We start from the raw sequence: 23,435 nt of genomic DNA, 5'->3' as shown, positions 1-23,435 counted from the left end.
CCCATTACCTATGCCCCATCCCCTAAACCACCACTGCGATCGAGAAAATCAGTAATCTCCTGATAAAAAGCCTGTCCCTTTCCCCTGCTGCTACTTGCAGTCACCAATAATCTTAAAACTTCCACAAGCGAACTAATCGTAGCATCAAAAATCAATGTAAACAACTGGCTTAAATCATCTTGGTTTTGTTGCCCGTAGGCTAAAGCATTAATATAATCATTGCGGATTTGGTTGTCAATCACCACAATCGGATAGCCTGCACGGATTAAGAGTAAATTCATTAATAATCTGGCGGTGCGACCATTCCCATCCCGAAAAGGATGAATCGAAACAAACCGATAATGAGCGATACTTACATATTCAACTGGATGGAGCCTTAAAGCAGATTCCGAGTTGAGCCAGATCGCAAAATCCCCCATTAATTGAGATAGTAAATAATGGGGAGGATAACGATAGTTAGTTCCTGCCGCCATCACATCCAGAGTGCGATAACTACCCGCTTCCTCCGGGTTAATTTTGCGGAGAATAAGATTGTGAATTTGCTTAATTTCCCATTCATTAATCTCCGTATCTTTTTGGGCTAAATTTTCAATATAATCGATCGCCTCCTTATGTCCAATAACTTCTAAATGTTCGTCAAGGGTTTTGCCCCCCACAGTAATCCCCTTCGTTAAAACTAATTCTGTTTCACTTTGGGTTAAAGTATTACCCTCAATGGCATTTGAGTTATAAGTAAAGCGAACATCATAGAGCTTTTTGAGTTCGGCGACAAGCGTGGAATCGAACGGTCTAAACCCATCTAGCCAAGCTTTTAGTTTATCGATTCGTTCTAATTTAAGCCGATAATTCATGATTAAATAGTTGTCGATCGAAGAGGTTAATGAAAATTCCTTTTGTTTACCTAAAATAATTACTTTTTGAATAAATTTCTCGTATAGTTGAGTCTCCATCTTTGAAAATACTCCCCCATTCCCTAAACTTGATGAATAGAAACCCCTTCGCCTCGATCGAATTCCCCTAAGCTTTGACGAATACCTGCAAGAGTTTCAAGAAGTTCTAACCGATTAAGTAGTTTTTCATAACTTTCCGCATCCTGAAGCACAGCAACCGCTTTACCATTAATGGTAATTACGATTGGTGTTTTATCTGTTTCAAACTGATGAAGCAACTCAGGAGCTTCCTGTTGAAATTGGTTCAGGGGGCGGCTACGGGAGAGGTTAAGCATGGTTTTCACTTTTTTTGAGTGTTGTTAACAATTTAGCAAAAATTATTTTTTATTGCCTAACTTATAAAAGCACCTCAATCCCCAACTCCTCACAAAATCGCCGAATCACTCGATCGCTCTCCGACCTTGTGCGATCGCAGCGTATCTATTGATTCTACCAATTTTCTGATTTGTCAAACTCGCGATCGAGCTTCCGAACCATCTCCAAGGTGAGACAGCGTTTGCGAGATAACGTTCGCGATCGCCGGACGTAGATAACCTTTGCTACTAACCGACCATATTAGAACGTTCCGGTGCAGCGCGATTGTTATATAGCTACTACGATAACTGACCAACTAACGTCGCAGTCTCTCGATCTAAACCGACTAAGGCTTCCTGGATCAAATCAACTTCGCGGGCTTCAAATAGAACCTCGCCACATTGATTGCAAACCCACGCTGGAATGTTGTCCCATGACACACGATAACCATTTCGATCGATCGTGAATGGGGCGGTTCCGCGTCGCATTTTATTTCTACAGCACAAGCATTCCATTCTTACAGTCTCCCTCTAAAATCCGGTGTCCATTGGCTGGGATCGGGCAGATATGCCGTAATGATAGCTAAATATTCGTCTTTCGGGGCACACACCACATGAATTGCTCGGTCATCTCGCCCAAGCCCTAACATGAGACAACTATGCCCCCTTGCATCCTCTGGGTAATCTTCGATCGCTTCGCCTGTCCTAACCACCGCTTCAACCTCAGTAGTTGCAATCATTCGATCTGGGTGGGACATTTGCCGGATCGTATGAGGTAGAAACAATAAGCGCTTACTTGCCGCTTCTCGTACCTGCTCTAAGATGTCATCAGCCAATTTCTATCTACCCAATTATTTAGAATTGATTTAGTTATTCATACCAATTTAGCTCAGTTACAAGCTCTCAGTAATCTCCTGATAAAAAGCCTGTCCCTTCTGTTCTTGTTGTTTTGTTGCCAGAAGATTCATTAAAACATTGGCAGCCTCAGAGCAATTGTAAGGCGACCAGACCGGATACTCTCGATCGGCAACAAAAAAGTTTGTTGCATCTTCTTCTTTGACCAGTTCTGTTGCCAGAAACTGCATCAACCGCAGCTTGTCAATTTTTGAAAGTTCCTGTATTTTGGACTTGAGTTCAGTCAATGGCATTTGAAAATCTCCTCGTTTGAGGTTTGGCGAAAAGATTGGATCTACTAGCTTGTTGCATGGGTGCGATCGCAGCGTATCTATTGATTCTACCAATTTTCTGATTTGTCAAGCTCTCGATCGAGCTTCCGAATCATCTCCAATCCAAGGTGACTCTATTCCGTCCGTTCCACTGTGTTGTTAGCTGGCTGGCTACTAGGCGATGTTTCTAATTTCTGCCGAATTGCTGCCTGAATTTTTGCGTCAAAATCGGGATCGCTTGGGCTTGCAATGATTGATTTCGGACGCTGACTGAACCTGTCTAAATATGCCTGACAAGCAGCTCGATCTTGGCGATTTTCCAGAAAGTACCGTCTCAATTCGGCATCGCTCATAGCCTCAAAATTCACTTGGCTCATCAGAATACCTCCCCATTCGGTACTATTTCAAACTCAAGGTCTTCACCCTATCCAGCTAGAACGTATACATTTCGAGTACGACGATCGATACAAACCAGATGAATCGGTTGCAACATGATGAACGTCAACTGATAGGTGACGCGATATAAACTCTCTAACTGAGCAGTAGTTGGCATTTCGGTCACTCACTCCACCTACTGCCTATTTTAACTGTTCCGAGTTCAAATGAACTCATCAGTTTACTTTACTGTTGTTGGAATGGCGTTCTATTGTGGTTAAGCGGGGGTTTGTGCTACTCATAAGGCCCAAAGGAGAATCTTCGCCGGAATCCTTAATTCTCGATCGAGCTTCCGAATCATCTCCAAAGTCAGGTAGCGTTTGCGAGATAACGACCCCATTTTAGCTTGGGGAATTGTCTTAAGCAGCCTAAAAAACCTCATGTTCTCAAGGTTACTGAAGACCACCATTACTATAAATCAGTTGTCTGTTGATCCATCCGCCTTCTTTGGAACACAGAAATCTGACTAGATTAGCGCAATCCTGTGGCATACCGACACGATCCAACAGAGTGATGGATTGCATATCAGTTTTGAGTGCTTCGGACATCCAGCCAGTATCAGTCGCACCTGGATTTATCACGTTCGCAGTGATTCCCAGCGACCTAAATTCCTGTGCCGAAGCGAGTACAATCCGATCCATAGCACCCTTGCTGGCACCATAGGGGAGATTTCCTGCCGTATGGTCACTGGTGATCGCAACAATACGACCAGATCCAGTTTCCCCTCGAAATCTCTCACCAAACTCTTTGATCAATAGCCAAGTAGCACGGGCATTGACCGCAAAGTGTAAGTCAAAGCTCTCAACTGATGTGGATAGAATATCACTATCAACTGAATGGCAATGAGCAATAACCATTACCGTAACGTTTCCCAGGTCATGCTCAACAATATCGAATATGCGCGAAGCAGAATCAGTCAAGGATAAATCAACCTCGATCGCTGTCGATCGCACACCGAATTGCTCAAGTTTGTTGCAAAGTGACTGAACCTCTTTCGGATTGCTGCCCCAAGGCATTGATGTATCGTATGGCTGCCAATAGGTTAGAGCGACATCCCAGCCTGATTTTGCTAATTCTTTGGCAATTGATGATCCGATGCCAATAGTCCGACTTGCACCAGTTATAAGAACTATTGGTCGCTGGGTCATACATTTCTCCACAAGTAAGAATGTTGACACTCCTCGACTATCAGGTACGAGGATTCTTGGGCTGAATCGTGCCTCTACCAACAATGTCAGTTTTGGTCTTACAGTTTCATGTCTAGTCCGACTACACCTTTTACAGCAAGCACTCTTACGGACTACTCCCCAAGCGTAAATTCGCGTGTGTCCCACGCTATTTGATTTTTATTTGCTCTTACCGTGTGGATTTGGTTTTTACCATTGACGGTTAAAGATTTTGAGATCACGGAGTAGGACGTTCAACCTGTTTCCTCACGTTCTCACGGTCAGCAACCTGCTAATACTATAGCAGAAAGCCGTCAAGCTTATGACGAGGTTGTAAACCCAATTTTTTGATAAGTCGATCGCACATCCTACGCGATCGCCAAAATCGAAACACTCATCAGAACTTCCTCACGCACGAATCACCGTAATCGTTCTTCCCATTGGACTAACCTGAATTTCAGTTTTCAACCGTTCTTCCAACTCCAGTGCATTCTCACGGCGATCGAATATCACCAACCACCCAGAATCTTGTCCCAATCGAGCCAAATACCCATCCAACTGTGACAACCCTTTACTCAAAGGATCGACTTTCCGAGTCCGCCAAACTTTCAGTTCAATGCCTAATGTGACTTCACCATAACGCAAACATAAATCCATCCTGTCTCGTCCGATCGCATATTCCCTCTCCAACGTTCCCCCACCATTAATCACCCGATGTAGAAACGCCATCAGTACCAAATGCGGCGCAATTTCGGGATAAGACGCACTTTTGAGTAAGGGTTCGCCATGTTGCAGCCAAAAGCCGAGAAACGCTTGCAGGAGTGCTTCGGTCATCAGTTCACCGCGAGGATTCAACCAACTCGGACTGATCGTCGGTAAACTATCTTGCGGGCCTTGCGCCAAAACTCGTGGCAACACTTCTCGATAAATCGGATTGGCGATGACTAAACCCCCGGCTGGATCGCGTTTGAGCAAGCCCAAATCGACGAGGTATTGGCGATCGTCATTAGAAGATTCTGGCAATTCTTGTCCGGCTAGTATCGGCTCGATAATTGCTTTGACTCGGTTTTCTCTGAGTCGTTCAGCCAAGCTATCTAAATGCGTATCTTGCCGTTTGATGATAATTTCTTTAGCTTCTAAAATATGTTCTGGTGTAATTTCTATAGATTCATCTGTTACTAATTCTTCGACGATTTCTTTGGCTAAAGCATTCAGTAACCAAGGTTGTCCTTGTGTTAATTCAAAAGCTAACGCTACGGCTTCAGGTGTAAAAACTTGTCCGGTATCTTGGGTATGTTGCCCGTAGAGTTCTGCGACTTCTGAGGCATTAAAATTTCTGAGCGTAATCGATCGCACTTTAATATTAAACGGACTGGATGTATTCAGGCGATCGCTGCCACCCGCAGCCACTTTGTAATCGCGAACATCCCGCAAACCGATTAAGCCCACCGATTGCGGAAACGCACGAGGACGAGAGGGATAACCATTGCGTAGCTGACGCAAAACCGATAGCAATACTTCATTTTGGAGCGAATCAATTTCATCGATGAAGATTGCTAAAGGGCGAGGTGAAGTTTGTGCCCATTGCCGCAAGGTTTCTTCAATTCCTTGTCCCACCTCCATTTCTTGTTTTGGTGGTGGCTGGAGCTCCGGTGGCAAATAGACTCGCGCCTCACTGCGCCAAGAACTTAAGATTGCTGCTTGGGCTTGTTGTGGATTGTCATTAAAGGGCGAACCTAACTCTACTGAAACAACGATCGCAGTGTACTGTCCGCTGTCAGTGAGTTGCTTGGCTAAAGCCAGCATGGCGGTAGTTTTTCCTACTTGTCGGGGTGCGTGGATGACAAAATAGCTTTGCTGAGCAATCAGTCGCTCTAAATTCGGGAGGCGTCGGGTTGCCGGCAACATATAGTGAATGTCATCGCGGCAAGGGCCTGCGGTGTTGAACCAACGTGGCATAGGTCAACTGGGGCGAATGGGGGGTGCTCTCAGTTTACTTTACTGTTGTTGGAATGAGGTTCTATTGTTGTTAAGCGGGGTTTGTACCGACTCATCGGGTGGAAATGAGAATCTTAGGCGGAATTATTAATTATCGATCGAGCTTCCGAATCATCTCCAAAATCAGGCAGCGTTTGCGAGATAACGTTCCGCTTCACCCGCCACTATTAAACTTAAACATTAACAGATAACCTTTCGGTGGTCGGGTGGAACAGGCTTGTTAGACCTCGCCGAGACTCTAGAAATTCTTCAATGGTCAATTCAATGTTGCTAGCTTATTATTATTGCTTGATTATTCAACTTTGAGTTTTGCCAAGATTTTTAAACTTTCAAGATAATTTTTCATATGTTCAGCACTCTGTGTGGGAACACAGCCATCATTGTACAAATAAATTCTATCTGTATTTGGATCGCCCTCGAAAGAAAGCTTCGCCGCTGTTACTGAACCTATACCTTTCAATTCAACACAAATAGGATAGTCTTCATACTTGATATTTTCTCTTGTTTTGAAGCCAATCGGCTTGTATTCTCTGTTAAGCACTACGTATCGTCCGTCAGATTGCTTGTCTAAACAGTAAGGAAGAAATACTGCCCTGAAGTCGTTGAGTGCCATAAGCAATTCCCTGATTTTGAAGTCCCTACGGATAACCTTGAAGCAACTTTTCTATGCCCGATGACAGAGGTCTAACTTATAATTATGTCGCACTTGCGGTACAATACTGAATATAATCGCATAATACCGCAGCTCAAGGATGTATGTCAACCCCTTCTTACTCCCCATCGGAATCTTTTTTCCTCGATCGAGTTCGCCGCACAATTCAACTTAAACACTTAAGCCATCACACAGAAAAAAGCTATTTTTATTATATTTGAGATTAGAGAGCATTTAGAATCGATCGCACACTTTCGGCGATCGGCGCATTATGATAAAGCAAGCAGCGATAAAGTCTCATCTTCATAAAATAACTCGATCGCGTTGAACTCCCGACGCAGCAAATTTTCAACTTGCAATGTCGAACAGTTTCCAAGGCGAAGCCAAATAACTTTCGGTGGATTCCCAAATACCAAACTCAGATCGTGCATATCCGCGTCTTTCGAGACAATCATCAAATTATTATCTTTTGCATAATCCCAAACTATTGGGTCGATCGTTGCTTTCATGCCCACATCTCTAACGTGAAGCGAATTAGGGAAAACATCGCTCAAACGATTCGGCAACTTGGGCGACAAGTTTTCATCAAAAAGTAATTTCATGCGGATAAGGTAGCGGTCATAAACCGACGCTCGCGGTCAGCAGCATAAGCTATACAAGCTTTTAAATCTTCTCGTGTCAAATCGGGAAAATCGTCGAGAATTTCTGCTTCGGTCATCTCGGAAGCCAGGTACTCAAGCACTTCATAAACCGTAATTCGCAAGCCGCGTACACAAGGCTTACCACCGCGTTTATTTGCTTCGATCGTGATGTGGTTTCGGTAGTTCATAAGAAACACTCGGTAATACTATTTTTCTGTGAAGCTACATAGAATGTATCCTTACCCCATGCGTCTTTGCGAATGTCGTCTAGGGTGATATTTTTTTCTTCCCAGATTCCGGCTACCTCAAAAAAGAATTGTTCTCGATCGGAGTCATCATCCGTTCTCATGCGATCGAGGTCGCCGTCCCAGGCGGGTTTACCCCGTAGCGCCCGGAGGTTCTGTTGGTTTTTCATTTGGATCAACAGGTTCAGAGCCAGTTCGACAACTTCTTGTTGTGCTGTGAGTCCAGTCGCCTGGAGCGCATTAGTGAGGAGGGAGTTATCGATTTCGATCGTGGTTTTCATAGGTGTTTTTGGGGTGAGTCTTATCGATCGCGCTTTCATCCAATTATAATCGTTGCAAGCTAATATGCCAATGCGTAAGGTTGAATGAGAACTTGTGCTGAAATACCTAACTTTTGATTTAACTGCCGGATTATTTCAAGGGTGAGTGGAGCTTTACGATTGAGAATTTCGATCGCTCGATCGTGACTACCGATTACGGCTTCTAGATGCTGTTGAGTTAGACCTCGACTTTCTAGATAATAAAGAATTGCTTCGATCGGGTCAGGCATCACGATCGGCTCATGTTTGTTTTCGTAGGCTTCAACTAAGGTGACTAATATTTCTAATCGATCGAATTCTGGAGTTCCTTGAGGAGCTTCAAACAAATGCTCTATTTCTTTCAGCGATGCTTTGTAATCTTCTTGGCTTCTAATGGGTTGTAGGCTGTACATAATTACCAATGACTTATTAGATTAGTAAGACTCAAATCTGCTGCTATCGTAGTAAAAAACTAGAAAAGTACCTCGATCGGACATAACTCCAAGAACAATGTCTAATTTCTCTAAAAAATAAGGACTGCCCGATTCGTCATCACTACTAACTATGGGTTCCTCCAATAACCTCACCACAATAGCTGGCTGATTTTGATGTGGGAGCTTTCTATTGTTTAAGTTTTTCTTCCACTTTACAATTTGCCCTACTTCAAAACTTTCCTTTTTCAAGAAGTTTTCACACGCATCCCTAAGCTGAGCAAGATGCTCTTCTCCATAGCTTTTTTCTTCTTCATTTGCAGAGCTTTTGTCACGTAAGCTATTAACAAGTTCAGCTATGATATCTTGCTGATTACTCATACTTTATAACCTCAGAATCAATGTTTTTATTTTCGCTTAAAAGCAACTGATTATTAATTTGAACTTCCTCCTCATCACAGGACGTAAAGGGCTTGCTGTTAAATAACGTACCAATTGTAGGATGCGTTTTTTGAATAGCAGCCCCAATTAAAGACCATACTAAAGAACTTGTCTCCTCCAATCTGCTTAAAGGAGAACTCTTGTCATCAATCTCCACATTATTTAGTGAGTATACAGACACTGGAGGAAGTAAGTACCAGCATGATGGGACAACATCTAATAACCACCAATCGAAGAGTTCACGTCTTCCATAAGAGCCTGGGAAAATAGCATAGCCCTCTAAGCAGTCATCTAAAATATTCAGCAGAGCTTGCAGAGAACGATCTGGCTCAAGTGTTTCAATCGCATTTCTGTAGACATCTAAAGCTTCTGATAGAACTTGAAAACTAGATACATTCTGCGCGGACAGGAAAGAGTTAAAGTCTTCTAATATAACATTCTCTATGTTTTGAATACCACTGCTAAGTTGCCTGTTCGGATTAAAAATTTCTGTGAGAGTCTTAAGTAGCCAATGTGTTAAACGCTTGATGGCTGCTTCTGGTATGGGACTATCAGGCTGGTAGTATTTAACAGTAGGTTCTACAACAACAGCTAAAGTCAAAGCCATCCAAACATAACGCAATTGACTTAGAAGACGATTACTACCTTGAAATGAGTCCAAAATCTCGCCTAAAGCATCTTCAAGCAGCACAGATCCATCTGGCTCTGATTGATAAAGCTCTTCATAACGATGATGCGACACCGAAACTATAGCCTTCTGCAATGACGTAGGCATATTGTACAGTAAAGACTGCCGATTTCTAGTTACTTGCTTGTATATAGAACCGCTCCCTTGAAAGATCATGATTTAACTGGTTAGGACTCTCGTGGATATGGATAATCCCAAAAAACATCAATGTTTATGTTGGGAAACTTTTCTTTGAACTGTTTCAGGACATTGTTGCAGCTTTCACAGGGCTGCAACTCACTATAGAGATAGAGATTACCCTTTACCCCTCGATCGTAGGACAATTCAAGCCTATCTGCAATCGCTGAAAGAACTTTGTACTCAGCGTCTGTATCCATAGAGCGACCAGTCCGCGAATCTACTGACGGTTCAAACTGCCCTCCTTCAGATTTGGGTAGCGGTCGAGGAATTGGACTTTTGCTTCCCCCTTTAGAAGTTGCTCCAACACAGAAAGCTATATTGTTAGACAGATATACATCCGCAATAGCAACATTACTTGTACCTATCGGTCTTTTGAGGTATTTCGACCGAATATCAGCAGCTCTAGCTTGTAAGTCCTCCTTTTTAGCTTGTAAGTCCTCCTTGTTCAAGATATCAAATCCTGTGGGGTATCTCTATTCTAAATGTATCAAGACATCAGATAATTAGACCTACTTCCTCCATATATCCTCATAATTTTACCAGATAGACGGACAACTGGCAAGTGATTTTCCTATTTTCCGTCGATATATGGACACTTTCCGTCTATTTCATCATGGAACCCAAACCTAAAAAATTGCTAGACTATCATCACTAAACCGCATCAGGCGATCGCTCGAAAACAATTTCTTCATAGAATTGCTCGATCGCCAAACTCAATCCAATACTTTGAAGCTCGACGCGATCCCCCGCTCGATAGCTCAGAATCAACCAATCCCCCGCATCATTTTTATGATAAATATCGATCGCCATCTCATCAGAACTCACCAGCACATAATCAATTAAATTCGGATTGCGGCGATATTTGTCAAACTTCTTGCCGCGATCGTAAGCCTCGGTACTATCCGATAAAACCTCAACAATCAAACAGGGATAGGTAATATATTGAGGGCTAGAATTGTCTCGCGGATCGCAAGTAACACTGAGATCGGGATAGGTATAGTTGCGAGTATTGAGGATATTAACCTTTAAATCCGAATTAAAAACTCTACATTGATTTCCTCGCAAGTGAGATTTAATCAATAATAAGAAATTGATAGCGATCGCACTATGATTTTGCGTCCCCCCACTCATCGCATATACGCGACCATCGATTAGCTCGTGCTTTTCTAATTGTTGCTCCTCCCAAGCAAAATACTCTTCAGGCGTAAAGTACCGCTCCTGCTCTCTAGATGCAATCATAACAATCTCCTAATTTAAAAGTAGTAATACCAACACGCTTACCGGACGTAAATCACCTTGGCTTAATGATGTATGTCAACCCCTTCTTACTCCCCATCGGCATCTCCTTTCCTCGATCGAATTCGCCACACGATTCGATTCAAACACTTATGCCGTCGCACTGAAACAAGCTATCTTTATTATATTTGAGATTAGAGCCGATCGCACACCCTCGGCGATCGCCAAAATCGAGAGACTCATTATAACTTCATCACGCACGAATAACTGTAACGGTTTGCCCCATTGGAGTAAAATGAATTTCAGTATTTAACCGTTCTTCCAACTCCAGTGCATTGTCACGCCGATTTTGGAAAATATCGCTCAAACGATTCGGCAACTTGGGCGAAAAATTTTAATCAAAAAGTAATTTCATGCAGATAAGGGATCGGTCATAAACCGACGCTCGCGGTCAGCAGCATAAGCAATACAGGCTTTTAAATCTTCTCGCCTCAGATCGGGAAAATCATCAAGAATTTCTGCTTCCGTCATCTCCGAAGCCAGGTACTCAAGCACTTCATAAACCGTAATTCGCAAGCCGCGTACACAAGGCTTACCACCGCGTTTATTTGCTTCGATCGTGATGTGGTTTCGGTAGTTCATAGTTGGAATTATCGTCATTATACTTCTTGAAAAATAATTTTATGCTTAGTGAATCGGTGGAAAAAAACATAACTATATGAATCAAAATAAATGAGGGTAAAACCCGAATCTCTCCTGCATTCTGTCTCCTGAGTCCTGCCCGATCCCAACTACAAATATTTACGCCTTTCTACTTAGGGCTTGCTGATTTAACCAAAAACCTAGATAACTCAATGGATGGAGAGGGAACACAAGTGAAGGAGGTGCAAAAAATGGGGAGCATCTCTGTCGGAAAGCAGCCCAGCTAGAAATTGAAGGCCCGAGACTGCGAGACAGGAGGAAAGAGGAAGAAAGAAGGAGTCAAAAGAAGTGTTTTTACTCTGATGAGATGCTCTCAAAAAATCAGCTTTTACACCATCAAAAGTTAATCACTTTCAAAAATTACTGACTATTCTTACCTCCTCTAATTCTGACTTCTGACTCCTGACCCTGCGAATTTCTCCTGTGGTACAAGCCCGCGGATTTATCCGTGGAATCAATCGGGAGCATGGAAAATCTCAAATCCTCAAGCCCCCGAATTTATCCGTGGGGTCAATCTCAAATCTCAAATCTCAAATCGAATGACTCCTGAATCAAGGCATTAATGAAAAGACTTTTTCAACAAGCCCTACTATAGTGATGGCTCTAAAACTAATGCCGCTGTTGAACGAACGAAATGAAAGAAAAGTTCGATCGCCCAAGTTTCTCAACAAACAGCCGGGACACCCAATTCTGTAATCGCTGCTTCCGGGCCCACCAGAGAAACATACGGTTCGATGAAGTATTTCTTAGCAGCTTCCTGAGCTTCAGAACTTGTCACTTGTGCAATTTTTTCTTGAAATTCCTGGTCAAATTTAATTCCCAATCCCAAAATTTCGTACCAGCCGACAACTTGAGCAATTTGGGAATTAGTTTGTTTTCCTAAAGCATATTGACCGAGCATTTTATTCTTGCAAGCTTGCAATTCTTCCTCGCTGAGTTCGATGTTGGCGAGTCGATCGACCTCAGTACGTAATCCTTCAAAAGCCGTTACCGTATTTTCCGGCGCTGTACCCATGTACGCGACAAACTGAGCCATGTCCAGGCGCGTCGCGTAAAGGGCGGAAACATCGTAAGCCAAGCCCCGCTTTTCCCGCAATTCTACAAACAACCGGCTCGACAAACCGTTACCCAAATAAGTATTCAGCAATTTAATCGCTGCGTAGTCGGGATTTTTCACAGAGGGTGCGAGGTAGCCCAGCATAATCACTGACTGCTGTGTTTCTTGGGTCTTAAGAACAGATTGAGGCGAGGGTGACAGGGGGGGGAAGCTTAAAGTTGGTATGGGCGTTAAAGGCGCTTTCCAGTCTTTAAAAGTGCGATCGATCAGGGCGATCGCATCTTCTGTCGATATTCTGCCGGCTACAGAAATAACTACATTGTCGGGACGAAAATAAGTTTTGTGGAACTGTTCGAGATCGTTTCTGGTAAGGTTTGACATCGTAGCTTCCGTGCCCAAGGTAGAGAAAGCATAGGGATGTTCCTTGTACATCGCGTGTCGCAATTGCTTAAAGGCGATCGCAAAAGGCTGTTCTTGCTGCGATCGAATTGCTGATATGGCAATGCGGCGTTCTAGTTCGACTTCAGCTTCCGGGAAAGTTGGCGATCGCATCAATTCCGCAGCCAACTCCAAAATATTCTGAAAATCCGCAGCAACCGTCTTCAAACTTACTAAAAAATAATCGGTAGTCGAGTCGGTACTCAACCTCGCTCCGACAGATTCTACACGTTCGGCAATTTCCAGCGAAGACAGGCGATCGGTGCCTTTAGTCATTACCGCCGACAGCAAGTGACACAATCCTGCTTTTTCCGGCTGTACGCAGCGGCTACCGGCGCGCAGGAATATTCTAGCTGCAATAATATCTGCTGCTGGATTTTCTGCTGCTAAGACAACGATACCGTTGTCTAAAATCGTGCGCTGGACTTCATTTTTCATCATTAATTTAGTTGATAATTGGGAATTGGGAATGGGGAATTGGCAATGGGTAACTGATAAATACTCGCTCGCCTTTTTTATATTTTCCCTTGGTATTTTGTATGCTGTCAGACCGAGTAGAGCTTGACGCACGATATCTCAATGTAACAAAATTTATCGGCTCCGGGTGCGGGCCAGTCGCGGAGAGGTCTAATACACACAACATCTAAATATAACAACATCTATCCTCTCCGGGTGTGTCGCAAGCACCGAAAATTCCCGACCAACACCGACTATCTATCCGGTAGAAAAAATATTTTTTTGATTTATTTAAGCGTCACTCAACCCGTGCGGTGTGCTGCACCCTGCAAACTCACTCTTGTGGGGTGGCTTTGAGTCGCGCCCGAATGTGCAATGTTTATTTACCCCAACCGCTGATTCACTCGCTTAAAGCGATCCGACTGGTTTGAGTACCACTACCGCATAGCGCCCGGGAGAGAGATATTGTTGAGCTAGGCGCTGGAGGTCTACTGGCTTAAATGCTTTAATCCTGGTGGGATAGCTGAGCGCTAATTCGGCAGTGGCGATCGTACTGTAATATCCGTAAAGACCCGCTAGCTGTCCCGGCGTTTCGATCGAAAAAGCAAAGTCATTGCACAGCAAACGCTTACAGCGCATCAGTTCTGCTTCCGAAACCAGCTCAGATTGCAATTCCCAAAGCCGATCGCAAATCCGAGATTCCACCTGTTCGACATCATCGGCTTCCAAGACTGCACTAATAGTAAACAAACTCGATTCCCGCTGCAGCGAGAAAGAGCTTTCGATCCCCTGTACTAACTGTAATTCTTCCCGCAGTTCCCTGACCAAACGCGAACTCCGCCCGTCTGCGAGCAACACCGAGAGCAAATCCAAGCCGCAAGCACTTTGCAACTGTTCAACTCCCGGCCCTGTCCAGGCCATCATCAGCCGCGCTTGTTCCAATCGGGGGAGACGGAGTTCCTGACGGCGAATTTCTACTAGTGGCGGTTCCGCCTCTGCTACCAATTTGGGACAATCCCACCTGTCAGAAAACCGATCGAATGCTTTACCCGTAATATCTCTAGCTTCTTCTTCATCAATTCCCCCGATTATAGCCACAGTCATATTTTCCGGCTGATAGTGCGATCTGTGGAAACAGCGCATTTCGTGGGGAGTTCGCGACATCAGCAACTCTTCGGTTCCTAGTACCGATCGTCTGTAGGGATGCCGCTGGTAAACTGTTTCCATCATTGCTTGGAAACCCAGCCAATCGGGATTGTCTTGAGCTTGGCGGATTTCTTCTAGTACCACATCTCGCTCGCGATCGAATTCCCCATCGGGAATCGAAGCCCGCAACAGCAATTCTGCCAGCGGTTGTGCAGTTTCTGCTAAAGAATCAGCCGCAGCGTTGACAAAAAAATGCGCGTAGTCGTGACTTGTAGCTGCATTGGCGACACCGCCGCGATTTTCGATTACCCGGTCAAATTCTCCAGGGGCGATCGAATCAGTCCCTTTAAATATCATGTGTTCTAAAAAATGAGCCATTCCCGACCAAGAATCCGGCTCCAGCGTAGCGCCAGCCTTCACCCACACGTCTAGTGCAACCACCGGTGTGGCCTCCAGGCGCTGGTGAATGACTGTTAACCCATTGTGCAGCTTCCAGACAGTGGCTGGGAACTCTAAAGCAGCGAGCAGTTGAGACAAGCTAGTTATTCTTAAACTTTAGTTAACTTCGGCTGCAACCATCGTAGCGCTTAATAGCTGTGCGATCGGGATTAATTGATACAAAACTCAGTTTTCACTTGTCAGTTGTCAGTCAGCGGTTGTGATTTAGGAAATAATCTTTGCTTTTTTTCAAGCAGCCTCAAATACATACCATTTTTTTGCTCAAAAGTCAATAGGTTGCGCGGGATATTAACGAATCAGTCGCGAGAAAGAGGAAGCATTCGGAATATTTCAATAAATTAAAAGATGTAAGAACACTAAAGACATTGAGAGGAGACACGAGAGATGGTAGCTACCTTAGAAGATACCAAGCGCCAAGCGATCGCGATGAAATTAGCAGACATGAAAGCCCTGCAAAATCTGCTGATAGCCAACGAACAATTGTTCATCAATTCCTGCAACGACTCCGAACTGTGCGATCGCTTCCGGGATATGCTGGAGGACGATCGCAAAAACTTGGGCGTATTGGAAACCACGATCGTCCAATACGGCATTCAAACTGAACCGAGAGAAACCACCACAAAAATGATCGAAGAAGTTCAGAAACTCATGGAAGGTTCCGAACTCACAATGTTTGAAAAAGTCGGCCAGCACGAACTGCTCAAACACCAACAAACAATGGCCGGTATGTTAATTCACAAAGCCGCTCAAGTAGTCGGAGCCGACATCGAAGCCGCCATTACTCCCCTCAACACAGTTAACTTTGAAAACCGCGCTCACCAAGAACAGCTCAAAGGAGTGCTCGAAATTTTAGGCGTGCGCGAACTCACCGGAAAAGACCCCGACCAAGGCGTTTGGGCTCGCGTACAAGATGCCGTCGCTGCGATGAGCGGCATCATCGGCGGTGCAGTTACCCGCACCAAAGATGAGATGAACATCACCGAAATCATCACAATGGATCACCGCAAAGTCGATACCCTATTTATGGAAATCGAAAAAACAGAAGAGCCACAAAAACTGCAAGAATTCTTCGGTCAATTGTACAAAGACTTAAGCGTTCACGCAGAAGCCGAAGAACAAATTGTTTATCCCGCAGTTCGCAGCTACTACACCGATACCCAAGAACTGTACAACGAGCAAGCAGAAATGAAGCAAATGCTCGCCAAAATCAAGGCAATGAGCCCCAGTTCTTCCGATTTCAAAGCCCAAATCAAACAGCTAAAAACAGCAGTTCAGGATCACGTCAAGCAAGAAGAAAGCGATATGTTCTCTCAAATTCGCAGCAACCTGAGCGAAGCACAAATGGAACAAATGGCAACTCAATTCAAAGCTGCCAAAAGCACCCTCCAGCAAGAAATGGCTAAAATGAGTTAATTTAGCAGCCCGCTAATTTCTACTCTAGCAAAACTAGAGAATAGCTAAACTGCAACCTATCAATCCCGCTACCAAGGTGGCGGGATTACTGTCTTATGTGAACTTATAAATATGACGAAATGAAAAGTATTTTTACTCAAGCCCATTCCACTCAAAAAAACAGTTGGGAGTCAACTAAACGAGTCATACCAAATCCGGGTTTTAATCTCCTTTGTGAACCAGTAGGCCTCCGGCAGACATCGTTTGACTTTTTGGCAGTTTCAACCGCAGAATCGTAAAGCGGGTATGTTACCCGGATTTGCTATGAGTATAAATGAGATACAGCATATTCCAGGTTTATCAAGTACAGTAGCAGCCTTAATTGTCTGGTGTGAATCCGTAAAGTGCCACGCTGGCTATTCTTGAATAGAACTTGCTTCTTTACGGGTGGAGACGCACCTGAAACGGGATCTCCCCCGCAATTGTATGTACCACATATACATGGAATCTGCTGTAAGTATGCGCCAACAAAAAAGAAGTTTAGTAACTGTTATTAGTGACATTAAAGGGGGAAATTTGTCAGAAACTGGTGTAATGTAGTACAAACATCTCGCCTGCGAATTTCTACGGAAAAAATATGAACAACCAACCTAAGCTAGACAAATACAAGCAAGAAATTGCAGATTTGTACACCCGCAGAAGTCAAAGTTATGACAATAGCGACTGGCATTTACAAATTGCTCAGCGTCTGGTAGAATACGGGCGAGTGAGTTTGGGCCACCAGGTTTTAGACATTGCAACGGGAACAGGCCATGTGGCGATCGCAGCAGCTCAAATTGTCGGTGCCCAAGGCCGAGTTATTGGTGTAGATATTTCGCCTGGAATGCTCGATGTAGCTCGAAACAAAGCTCTCGAATTAAATCTCAACAATACAGAATTTTTGCTAGCGGATGCCGAAAATCTCGACTTTCCAGCTAATAGTTGCGGTCGCATTTTTTGCTCCTCAGCCTTCATTTGGATGTCCGACTTGCACGCAGCCCTCACCCACTGGCACACATTTCTCAAACCAGGGGGAATCATCGGCATTCATGCCTTCGCCGACACCGCTTTTGTAGGCGGAGTTGTCACCCAGAAAGTAGCCGAAAAATACGGCATTTCCATCAATATGAGCAAACCCACAGGCACCGTTGAAAAATGCCGCAGTTTACTCGAAAAAGCAGGCTTTAAAAATGTAGAAATTAAAATCGAGCAAGACGGCAGCTATATCAGCTTAGAAAAAGCAAAATCAATGTGGCTCGGAAATTCCCATCCCGCCCCCGGACAATATCCGCCGCCCTTATCAACACTTTCAACCGAACAATTAGCCCAAGCAAAGACTGAATTCGAGGCAGAACTAGAAGCATTACAAACCGAACAAGGAATTTGGAACGACGTCACCATTTTTTACGTATTCGGTCATAAAGAGTAGCCTAAACTATTAATTTTTCTCCTCTCTAACTCTGCGCTCTCTGCGCTCTCTGTGGTTAAAACTCCCCAATCTACAACTTATTCAGCTTACACTAAACCAGCTTAAAAAATCTGGTTAACAGTCAAGTTCAGAGCGGGAAAAGTTTTCGACACAATCCGATCGCCCTCTCAAAAATTGACGATTTGATATTCACCATCAACCAAGTTACACACAGAAATAGTCGGTTGTTTGGGATTGCCAATAAAATTACGTCCGCCTAACGCAGCATAATCCACAATCCAATATTCAGCAATACCCATCTCCTCATAATCAGCATATTTCAAATAGTAATCATCGCGCCAATTTGTTGACACAACCTCGATCGCCAACGGTATCGATGCACCCAAACTGAGGATAGACTGTTTTTTCCACAATGTTTCGTTTACCAGATTTGCACGATTTGGCACCAACAAATCAGGGAAATAACCAGAATCTTTTTCAGGAGGCCTAACTATCGCTTGGTTGGGGATACTGTATGGCAATCCCAGACGTTTGATTTGAATAGCAATTTCGATTGTCAGAAAGCCTGTAACTTCCTCCTGTTCGCCTGCTGGTTGTGCCATCTCAACAATATCTCCATTATGCAATTCGTAGCGTACCGCCGAATTTTCAGGCAGCCACTCCACAAATTCCTCGAAGTTTACGAGTTTGGGTAAAGCTAGAGTCATAGGTTTTCAGAATTACCGATAATAGAAATTATATCTCTATCCATCCGCGTTTATCTGCGTGCATCGGCGGTTACAAACTCCCAATCTGCCAGCAATGCCAGATTCAGACAATTTAAAATACTGGATTTAATCGGGCGCTTTTCATCCCAAAATACGATCGACGAATAAAACTTAATTGCAGCAGGTGAATTCAAAAGTTCAAAAGTTTGACGTGCAACTCCCTCGTCGTCAAAACTGAGAAAGTAAACAGTATCATCGAAGATTGCAGGTTTATTAGCTATTTCACCGATTAACCTAAAATCCAATTTTTTATAAAGCCCGCAAATCGCAATTTTCCAATGTTTGAAACTATAATCGCCCACGCCAAAAATCGCAAATCGAGGGTTTTTTTGATAAATTTTGCTTTTGCGATTATCTAGATATTGCCCGCAATTCTCTAGATAACGCCAGGTTTGAGGAGCTATAATTTTGATATTTTCGGTTGATTCACCGATGATTTTTTGAGTAACTAGGATATATCGATCGGTATCACTAATTCGATTTTGAGCAACATCCGATCCTTTAAGTAGCGGAAATAGATAAGTTTCCTCAAGCTGGACAGCTTCTCCAAATCCATTGACAAACAAATTATCAATTTTCCGAAACTCCATCACATTCGAGCAGTCATGCTTGACGCCCGATCGCCATTTCATCCCTGAATTCACCGCATATAGATCGCTCAATTTACTGAAAGCATCTATATCCTTAACTAGGAGATTATTGTGATATCCGATTCGGTGACAGTCCGAAGTTTCTAAACTGCTAAATACATCACAAAAGTAGTTTTGCGAATCAGCATCAAATTTGCAGACTAACAAACAAGCATCAACATTTGCATCAAAATATTTTTTAGCATCTATTGTGTAAGTTGCACATTCAGCGAGATTTAATTTTTGAGAATGAAGGTAATTCAATAACTTTCTCGCAGTCGAAGTCTTACAAAGCATCGCGAGATCGGCATCCCGGTTTTGCAGCCACTGCACTGCCTTAATCAGCATCCATTCTGAGATATCAAAGTTACTCTTACCTGTGAGAGCATCTAAGCCTTTGTGATTTTGAAAGTTGTTTTTTTTAGGTAAATTTTCGCTGCCGCCAATAGTTCCTTGTTGCGAGTTTGTCACCCAAGGAAAGTTGCCGAGTACCAGCAGTCGAGCGGTGGATTGATTGATTAATGATTCCCAATCAAATTGAAAGAAATCTCCGTGCCAGATATCGCATCTTCCATCCTGAAATAATTGTTTATTTAGTCTGATTTGTGTTAAGTAATTTTGATTGATTTCAACCCCGATAATCTTGGCTGCGGATGGAAACGAACGTGCAGCAGCTTCAATAAAATTACCGACACCGCACGTCGGCTCAATGATGGTACTTGGATTAACATTAAGTTCTACTAATTTTCTACACACCATCTCGGCTAATGCTGGAGGTGTCTGAAAATCGCCGTATTCTAGTTTTGTTTTGCGATCGTTGGAACTCATCGGTTAGATTGATAAACTCTTAATTACAACTTATTATTGAAGAAATAACTTAGTTCCCACCACATTTCGCCATTACTCCAAAACAAAAAATCACCGGGATAGCTAAAGCTAATATCTAAACTCGCAGCAATATATTCCTTATAAACGGGATAGGATTTATATTCCAAGGATTTTATTTTAGTTATGAGTATCGTATCGATAAAACAAAGTCTACTAATAAGTTCTATGTAAAACTCTTCTGTTTTTCCCCAATCATCTAATTCCTCTATACCTGAAGTTCCTAAAGATGTTTGAACGAAATAAACTAAATCATTATAATTTTCTAATAAACTTAAATCATTATAATCTTCTAATAAACTTATTCCATCATTATCCGGATTTATAATTATCAAAATCTCAATTTCTTCTCGTAGCTCTTTTATGATATCCTCTTGTTGAGCTATTTTTGCAAGCAGCCGATTAATTTCCTCATCCGGAGTTGTAATTATCAAACTCTCAATTTCTTGCTGAAGAAGTGCAACTCTACTTTTCTCGTCCTTAAGCTGTAGCTCTAAACTTATTTTGGCTTTTTCTAGCTCTCTGGCATTCTCTTCTAGTTGCTTAACTTTTGTTTCTAATTGACGTGAATTGGAGTTTAATGAATTTAACTCATAAAGCTTTCTTTCTAATTGGGTTTTTTCTTGCTCTAGCTGGTTATTATCTATCTCTAAAGGTTGAACTCGGTCTAATTCTCGTCTTATTTCTGACTCTAAAGAGTTTTGGCTAGCTCGGAGTTGTAGATTATCTTGCGTCAATCTAGTATTATTATCTTTAACTTGATTTAACTCTCTTCTCAGAACGTCTATTTCTTGCTGTAAATCCGTATTTGTTTTAATGAGAGATTGATTTAGGGCTATGAGTTCATTAAGCTGTCTAGTAACCTCTTGAACTTTCTAGATTAAAAATTCCCACGTTATAAACTCTATATCTTGACTGCTGAGAGAACCGCCCAATTCTTGAATAAGAACTTTTTTATGACCTTCTAGTTCTTCAACTTTTTGTTCAAAGTAAATATTTTCAATACGAAGATTTGTTGAAATTTTCCTTACTTCATCTCTTTCGCTCTCAACGCTTGCTAACTGTTGTTGTAGCTTGTGAACCGTCTGCTTCAAAGAATTGTTCTCAGTAGTAGCTGCCTTAAGTTCTGCCTCTTTTTGCTTAAATCTTGCCAGGATTTGAACTATAAAGGCGGTAAATAGGTTATTTGCTTGTTGTAACTGCTTCTTTATTTGCCTCAGCTCAACTTTCTGCGCTTCGGGCCTGTTATCCTCTGGTTTGTTCTTACCCCTGCGAAGTTGCAGGTAAATTATTACGATACTTAGTAAAGCTATTAAACCAGCAGTTTCGTAAACCATACTAATACTTTTTTGAAAATAGCGTTTTTGGACACGGTTCCCAGGCAGAGCCGAGGAACCAGTTAATGAAAAAACAGAGGGCGGGTTTTGCATAAAACTTGACTGCAAAAGTCAAATTTCATGCTCTAAACCCGCCCTCGCAAAACTCCCTTAATAAGCGTCTTGCAGTTCGTAAAAATCAGGGGAAATGTAATCTTTCCGCAACGGCCAGCCTACCCAATCTTCGTTCATCAAAATCCGTTTCAGATTCGGATGTCCTTCGTAGACAATGCCGTACATATCGTAGGATTCCCGCTCTTGGAAATCCACTGCTTTCCAAATCCAGTAGACTGATGGCACTCTGGGATCTTCGCGGGGAATAAATACTTTGACGCGGACTTCTTCGGGATGGGAAGCATTATCTGTGAGTTTAGCCAAGTGGTAGACGCTGACTAAATCTTCTCCCGGGCCTTGGTCGTAGGCGCACTGGCACTGCATATAATTGAACCCGTAGGCGTACAGTGCTGTTGACATCGGAATTAAGAAGTCGCGATCGACCTTTAATATCTCCACGCCCAAATTATCAGCCGCTAAAGCTTCGTGTTCAAAGCCATTCTGAGTCAGCCACTGAGAAACCTTCCCGGCTTCAACAATTGAGGTTTCTGTCTCAGCCACGTTCTACCTCCTGTTTTTGTCCTGCAAGCAGGGCGGGCGGTACCGGCATTCCCATTGCTTCGGTCAATTCTTTCGGCGGGGCCATCCGGCCGGGAATTGACAAATATTTGCCGTCCAAAATGTCATCTACCACTTTCATTTTGTGGGGTCTGGTGTAGTAGCGGTGGGTAGGTTGCAAGTTACCGCGTTCTTGCATCGAGTCGTTGGCGATTTTTTTCCGCAGTTTGATGATTGCGTCAATAATCGCTTCTGGACGGGGAGGACAGCCCGGTATGTAAACGTCTACGGGGATTAGTTTGTCAACGCCTCTGACTGCTGTGGGGGAGTCTACGCTGAACATTCCGCCCGTGATCGTACACGCGCCCATCGCGATCACGTATTTGGGTTCGGGCATTTGTTCGTACAGCCGCACCAAGATGGGGGCGTACTTCATGGTAATTGTGCCGGCGGTGATTAGGAGGTCGGCTTGCCGGGGACTCGATCGGGGTACTAAGCCGAATCTGTCGAAGTCGAAGCGCGATCCGATCAAAGCTGCAAATTCGATAAAGCAGCAAGCCGTGCCGTAAAGCAGCGGCCACAGGCTCGAAAGTCTCGCCCAGTTATAGATATCGTCAACCGTGGTTAGGATGACGTTCTCTGATAATTCGGATGTGACTTGCGGGCGCTCTGCCGGATTGACAATTAGCGATTTTTGTGATGTGTCAGAACTTAAGACCATTCCAAGGCTCCTTTGCGCCATGCGTAGACAAGAGCAATAACGAGGATCGTGATAAAAAACAAGGCTTCGATAAAAGCCAACAGTCCTAGCTGGTTGAAAGCAACCGCCCAAGGATAGAGGAAGACGGTCTCTACGTCGAAGATGACGAAGACCAGGGCGAACATATAATATCGGATGTTGAATTGAATCCAGGCTCCGCCGATCGGCTCTACGCCAGATTCGTAGGTAGTGCGTCGGTCGTAGGGACGACTTTTGGGCCGCAGTACCTTAGACGCCGTGAGGGCGAGGATAGGCACTAGGCTCGAAATTAGCAGGAAGCCTAAGAAATACTCGTAACCGCTGAGTGCAAACACGGTGAATAATTACTGCCTCGGTGAAAGGGTTTGTAACTCAATCTTTACATTATATAGATTTTGTGCAGCTAGGATTACAAATTAGTTGAGATTAATCGTCCATCTTCTGCAATAATTTTTAATGTATATTTTAAGATTAGCTTACGTACCCTT

30 protein-coding genes are annotated in these 23,435 nt (G+C 43.4%); 2 read left to right on the top strand and 28 right to left on the bottom strand.

All coding sequences use genetic code 11. The features are described 5' to 3' along the window. Positions 1–8: 8 nt before the first annotated feature. The 21 genes from IQ270_RS07600 to IQ270_RS07505 form a co-directional block, all read right to left on the bottom strand. On the bottom strand, positions 9–950 hold the full coding sequence (locus IQ270_RS07600; RefSeq protein WP_193972626.1) for a Fic family protein: 942 nt from the start codon (positions 948–950) through the stop codon (positions 9–11). A 23-nt stretch (positions 951–973) separates the two neighbouring features. Continuing rightward, on the bottom strand, positions 974–1,225 hold the full coding sequence (locus IQ270_RS07595; protein WP_193972629.1) for a type II toxin-antitoxin system Phd/YefM family antitoxin: 252 nt from the start codon (positions 1,223–1,225) through the stop codon (positions 974–976). Positions 1,226–1,543: 318 nt separating this feature from the next. Continuing rightward, positions 1,544–1,759 carry a YgiT-type zinc finger protein gene (locus tag IQ270_RS07590; RefSeq protein ID WP_193972625.1) on the bottom strand — a complete coding sequence of 72 codons (216 nt, stop codon included), beginning with the start codon at positions 1,757–1,759 and terminating at the stop codon, positions 1,544–1,546. A 2-nt stretch (positions 1,760–1,761) separates the two neighbouring features. After that, positions 1,762–2,028, bottom strand: a complete 267-nt coding sequence (locus IQ270_RS07585; protein ID WP_228056146.1) for a DUF4258 domain-containing protein — start codon at positions 2,026–2,028, stop codon at positions 1,762–1,764. Between the two features lie 108 nt (positions 2,029–2,136). Further along, positions 2,137–2,391, bottom strand: a complete 255-nt coding sequence (locus IQ270_RS07580) for a hypothetical protein (protein ID WP_193972623.1) — start codon at positions 2,389–2,391, stop codon at positions 2,137–2,139. Between the two features lie 152 nt (positions 2,392–2,543). Further along, positions 2,544–2,786: a hypothetical protein gene (locus IQ270_RS07575; protein ID WP_193972622.1), complete on the bottom strand. Its 243-nt coding sequence runs from the start codon at positions 2,784–2,786 to the stop codon at positions 2,544–2,546. A gap of 47 nt (positions 2,787–2,833) precedes the next feature. Next, a complete protein-coding gene (locus IQ270_RS31835) occupies positions 2,834–2,962 on the bottom strand; it encodes a hypothetical protein (RefSeq protein ID WP_255532384.1) in 129 nt (42 codons plus the stop codon). Between the two features lie 274 nt (positions 2,963–3,236). Next, complete coding sequence (locus IQ270_RS07570) at positions 3,237–3,992, bottom strand: SDR family oxidoreductase (protein WP_193972621.1); 756 nt, start codon at positions 3,990–3,992, stop codon at positions 3,237–3,239. 426 nt (positions 3,993–4,418) lie between these two features. After that, on the bottom strand, positions 4,419–5,969 hold the full coding sequence (locus IQ270_RS07565) for an ATP-binding protein (protein WP_193972620.1): 1,551 nt from the start codon (positions 5,967–5,969) through the stop codon (positions 4,419–4,421). A gap of 331 nt (positions 5,970–6,300) precedes the next feature. Next, positions 6,301–6,621, bottom strand: a complete 321-nt coding sequence (locus IQ270_RS07560) for a hypothetical protein (protein WP_193972619.1) — start codon at positions 6,619–6,621, stop codon at positions 6,301–6,303. A gap of 308 nt (positions 6,622–6,929) precedes the next feature. Then, entirely contained in the window at positions 6,930–7,262 is a 333-nt protein-coding gene (locus tag IQ270_RS07555) for a DUF5615 family PIN-like protein (RefSeq protein ID WP_193972618.1), read from the bottom strand. Continuing rightward, positions 7,259–7,489, bottom strand: coding sequence for a DUF433 domain-containing protein (locus IQ270_RS07550; protein ID WP_006634608.1), 231 nt, complete (start codon positions 7,487–7,489; stop codon positions 7,259–7,261). Before IQ270_RS07550 ends, IQ270_RS07555 begins: the two co-directional genes overlap by 4 nt. Beyond that, positions 7,486–7,827 carry a type II toxin-antitoxin system VapB family antitoxin gene (locus tag IQ270_RS07545; protein WP_193972617.1) on the bottom strand — a complete coding sequence of 114 codons (342 nt, stop codon included), beginning with the start codon at positions 7,825–7,827 and terminating at the stop codon, positions 7,486–7,488. Before IQ270_RS07545 ends, IQ270_RS07550 begins: the two co-directional genes overlap by 4 nt. Before the next feature lie 59 nt (positions 7,828–7,886). After that, positions 7,887–8,258, bottom strand: a complete 372-nt coding sequence (locus tag IQ270_RS07540; RefSeq protein WP_193972616.1) for a type II toxin-antitoxin system HigA family antitoxin — start codon at positions 8,256–8,258, stop codon at positions 7,887–7,889. Between the two features lie 21 nt (positions 8,259–8,279). Next, on the bottom strand, positions 8,280–8,657 hold the full coding sequence (locus IQ270_RS07535) for a hypothetical protein (RefSeq protein ID WP_193972615.1): 378 nt from the start codon (positions 8,655–8,657) through the stop codon (positions 8,280–8,282). Further along, positions 8,650–9,480 (bottom strand): hypothetical protein, encoded by an 831-nt coding sequence (locus tag IQ270_RS07530; protein WP_228056143.1) that lies wholly within the window; start codon positions 9,478–9,480, stop codon positions 8,650–8,652. Before IQ270_RS07530 ends, IQ270_RS07535 begins: the two co-directional genes overlap by 8 nt. Before the next feature lie 92 nt (positions 9,481–9,572). Further along, entirely contained in the window at positions 9,573–10,034 is a 462-nt protein-coding gene (locus IQ270_RS07525) for a deaminase domain-containing protein (protein WP_096829654.1), read from the bottom strand. 202 nt (positions 10,035–10,236) lie between these two features. After that, positions 10,237–10,824, bottom strand: coding sequence for a Uma2 family endonuclease (locus tag IQ270_RS07520; protein WP_193972614.1), 588 nt, complete (start codon positions 10,822–10,824; stop codon positions 10,237–10,239). A 408-nt stretch (positions 10,825–11,232) separates the two neighbouring features. Next, positions 11,233–11,463: a DUF433 domain-containing protein gene (locus tag IQ270_RS07515; RefSeq protein WP_193972628.1), complete on the bottom strand. Its 231-nt coding sequence runs from the start codon at positions 11,461–11,463 to the stop codon at positions 11,233–11,235. Positions 11,464–12,187: 724 nt separating this feature from the next. Further along, on the bottom strand, positions 12,188–13,456 hold the full coding sequence (locus tag IQ270_RS07510) for a pitrilysin family protein (RefSeq protein WP_193972627.1): 1,269 nt from the start codon (positions 13,454–13,456) through the stop codon (positions 12,188–12,190). Between the two features lie 426 nt (positions 13,457–13,882). Beyond that, a complete protein-coding gene (locus IQ270_RS07505) occupies positions 13,883–15,157 on the bottom strand; it encodes a pitrilysin family protein (protein ID WP_193972613.1) in 1,275 nt (424 codons plus the stop codon). A 306-nt stretch (positions 15,158–15,463) separates the two neighbouring features. Here IQ270_RS07505 and IQ270_RS07500 point away from each other — a divergent pair, with 306 nt between their 5' ends. Together IQ270_RS07500 and IQ270_RS07495 are read left to right on the top strand one after the other, a co-directional pair. Further along, positions 15,464–16,492, top strand: a complete 1,029-nt coding sequence (locus IQ270_RS07500) for a hemerythrin domain-containing protein (protein WP_193972612.1) — start codon at positions 15,464–15,466, stop codon at positions 16,490–16,492. Positions 16,493–17,108: 616 nt separating this feature from the next. Beyond that, complete coding sequence (locus IQ270_RS07495) at positions 17,109–17,939, top strand: class I SAM-dependent methyltransferase (RefSeq protein ID WP_193972611.1); 831 nt, start codon at positions 17,109–17,111, stop codon at positions 17,937–17,939. A 167-nt stretch (positions 17,940–18,106) separates the two neighbouring features. Here the strand turns inward: IQ270_RS07495 and IQ270_RS07490 are convergent, their stop codons facing one another. The 7 genes from IQ270_RS07490 to ndhC form a co-directional block, all read right to left on the bottom strand. Continuing rightward, on the bottom strand, positions 18,107–18,646 hold the full coding sequence (locus IQ270_RS07490; protein WP_339384375.1) for a Uma2 family endonuclease: 540 nt from the start codon (positions 18,644–18,646) through the stop codon (positions 18,107–18,109). Positions 18,647–18,696: 50 nt separating this feature from the next. After that, positions 18,697–20,163, bottom strand: a complete 1,467-nt coding sequence (locus IQ270_RS07485; protein WP_193972610.1) for a class I SAM-dependent methyltransferase — start codon at positions 20,161–20,163, stop codon at positions 18,697–18,699. Between the two features lie 23 nt (positions 20,164–20,186). Next, positions 20,187–20,957 (bottom strand): hypothetical protein, encoded by a 771-nt coding sequence (locus tag IQ270_RS07480; protein WP_193972609.1) that lies wholly within the window; start codon positions 20,955–20,957, stop codon positions 20,187–20,189. Between the two features lie 138 nt (positions 20,958–21,095). Further along, complete coding sequence (locus IQ270_RS07475) at positions 21,096–21,650, bottom strand: hypothetical protein (protein WP_193972608.1); 555 nt, start codon at positions 21,648–21,650, stop codon at positions 21,096–21,098. 57 nt (positions 21,651–21,707) lie between these two features. Next, a complete protein-coding gene (locus IQ270_RS07470) occupies positions 21,708–22,211 on the bottom strand; it encodes an NAD(P)H-quinone oxidoreductase subunit J (protein ID WP_193972607.1) in 504 nt (167 codons plus the stop codon). Continuing rightward, complete coding sequence (gene ndhK / locus IQ270_RS07465; protein ID WP_193972606.1) at positions 22,204–22,929, bottom strand: photosynthetic/respiratory NAD(P)H-quinone oxidoreductase subunit K; 726 nt, start codon at positions 22,927–22,929, stop codon at positions 22,204–22,206. Before ndhK ends, IQ270_RS07470 begins: the two co-directional genes overlap by 8 nt. Beyond that, positions 22,920–23,282 carry a photosynthetic/respiratory NAD(P)H-quinone oxidoreductase subunit C gene (ndhC, locus tag IQ270_RS07460; protein WP_006635500.1) on the bottom strand — a complete coding sequence of 121 codons (363 nt, stop codon included), beginning with the start codon at positions 23,280–23,282 and terminating at the stop codon, positions 22,920–22,922. The genes ndhK and ndhC overlap by 10 nt, the downstream gene beginning before the upstream one ends. Positions 23,283–23,435 lie beyond the last annotated feature (153 nt).

The sequence above is a fragment of the Microcoleus sp. LEGE 07076 genome, assembly GCF_015207455.1.
In the GTDB taxonomy this organism is placed as follows: domain Bacteria; phylum Cyanobacteriota; class Cyanobacteriia; order Cyanobacteriales; family Microcoleaceae; genus Microcoleus.
This window is presented reverse-complemented; position numbering and strand designations above follow the sequence as displayed.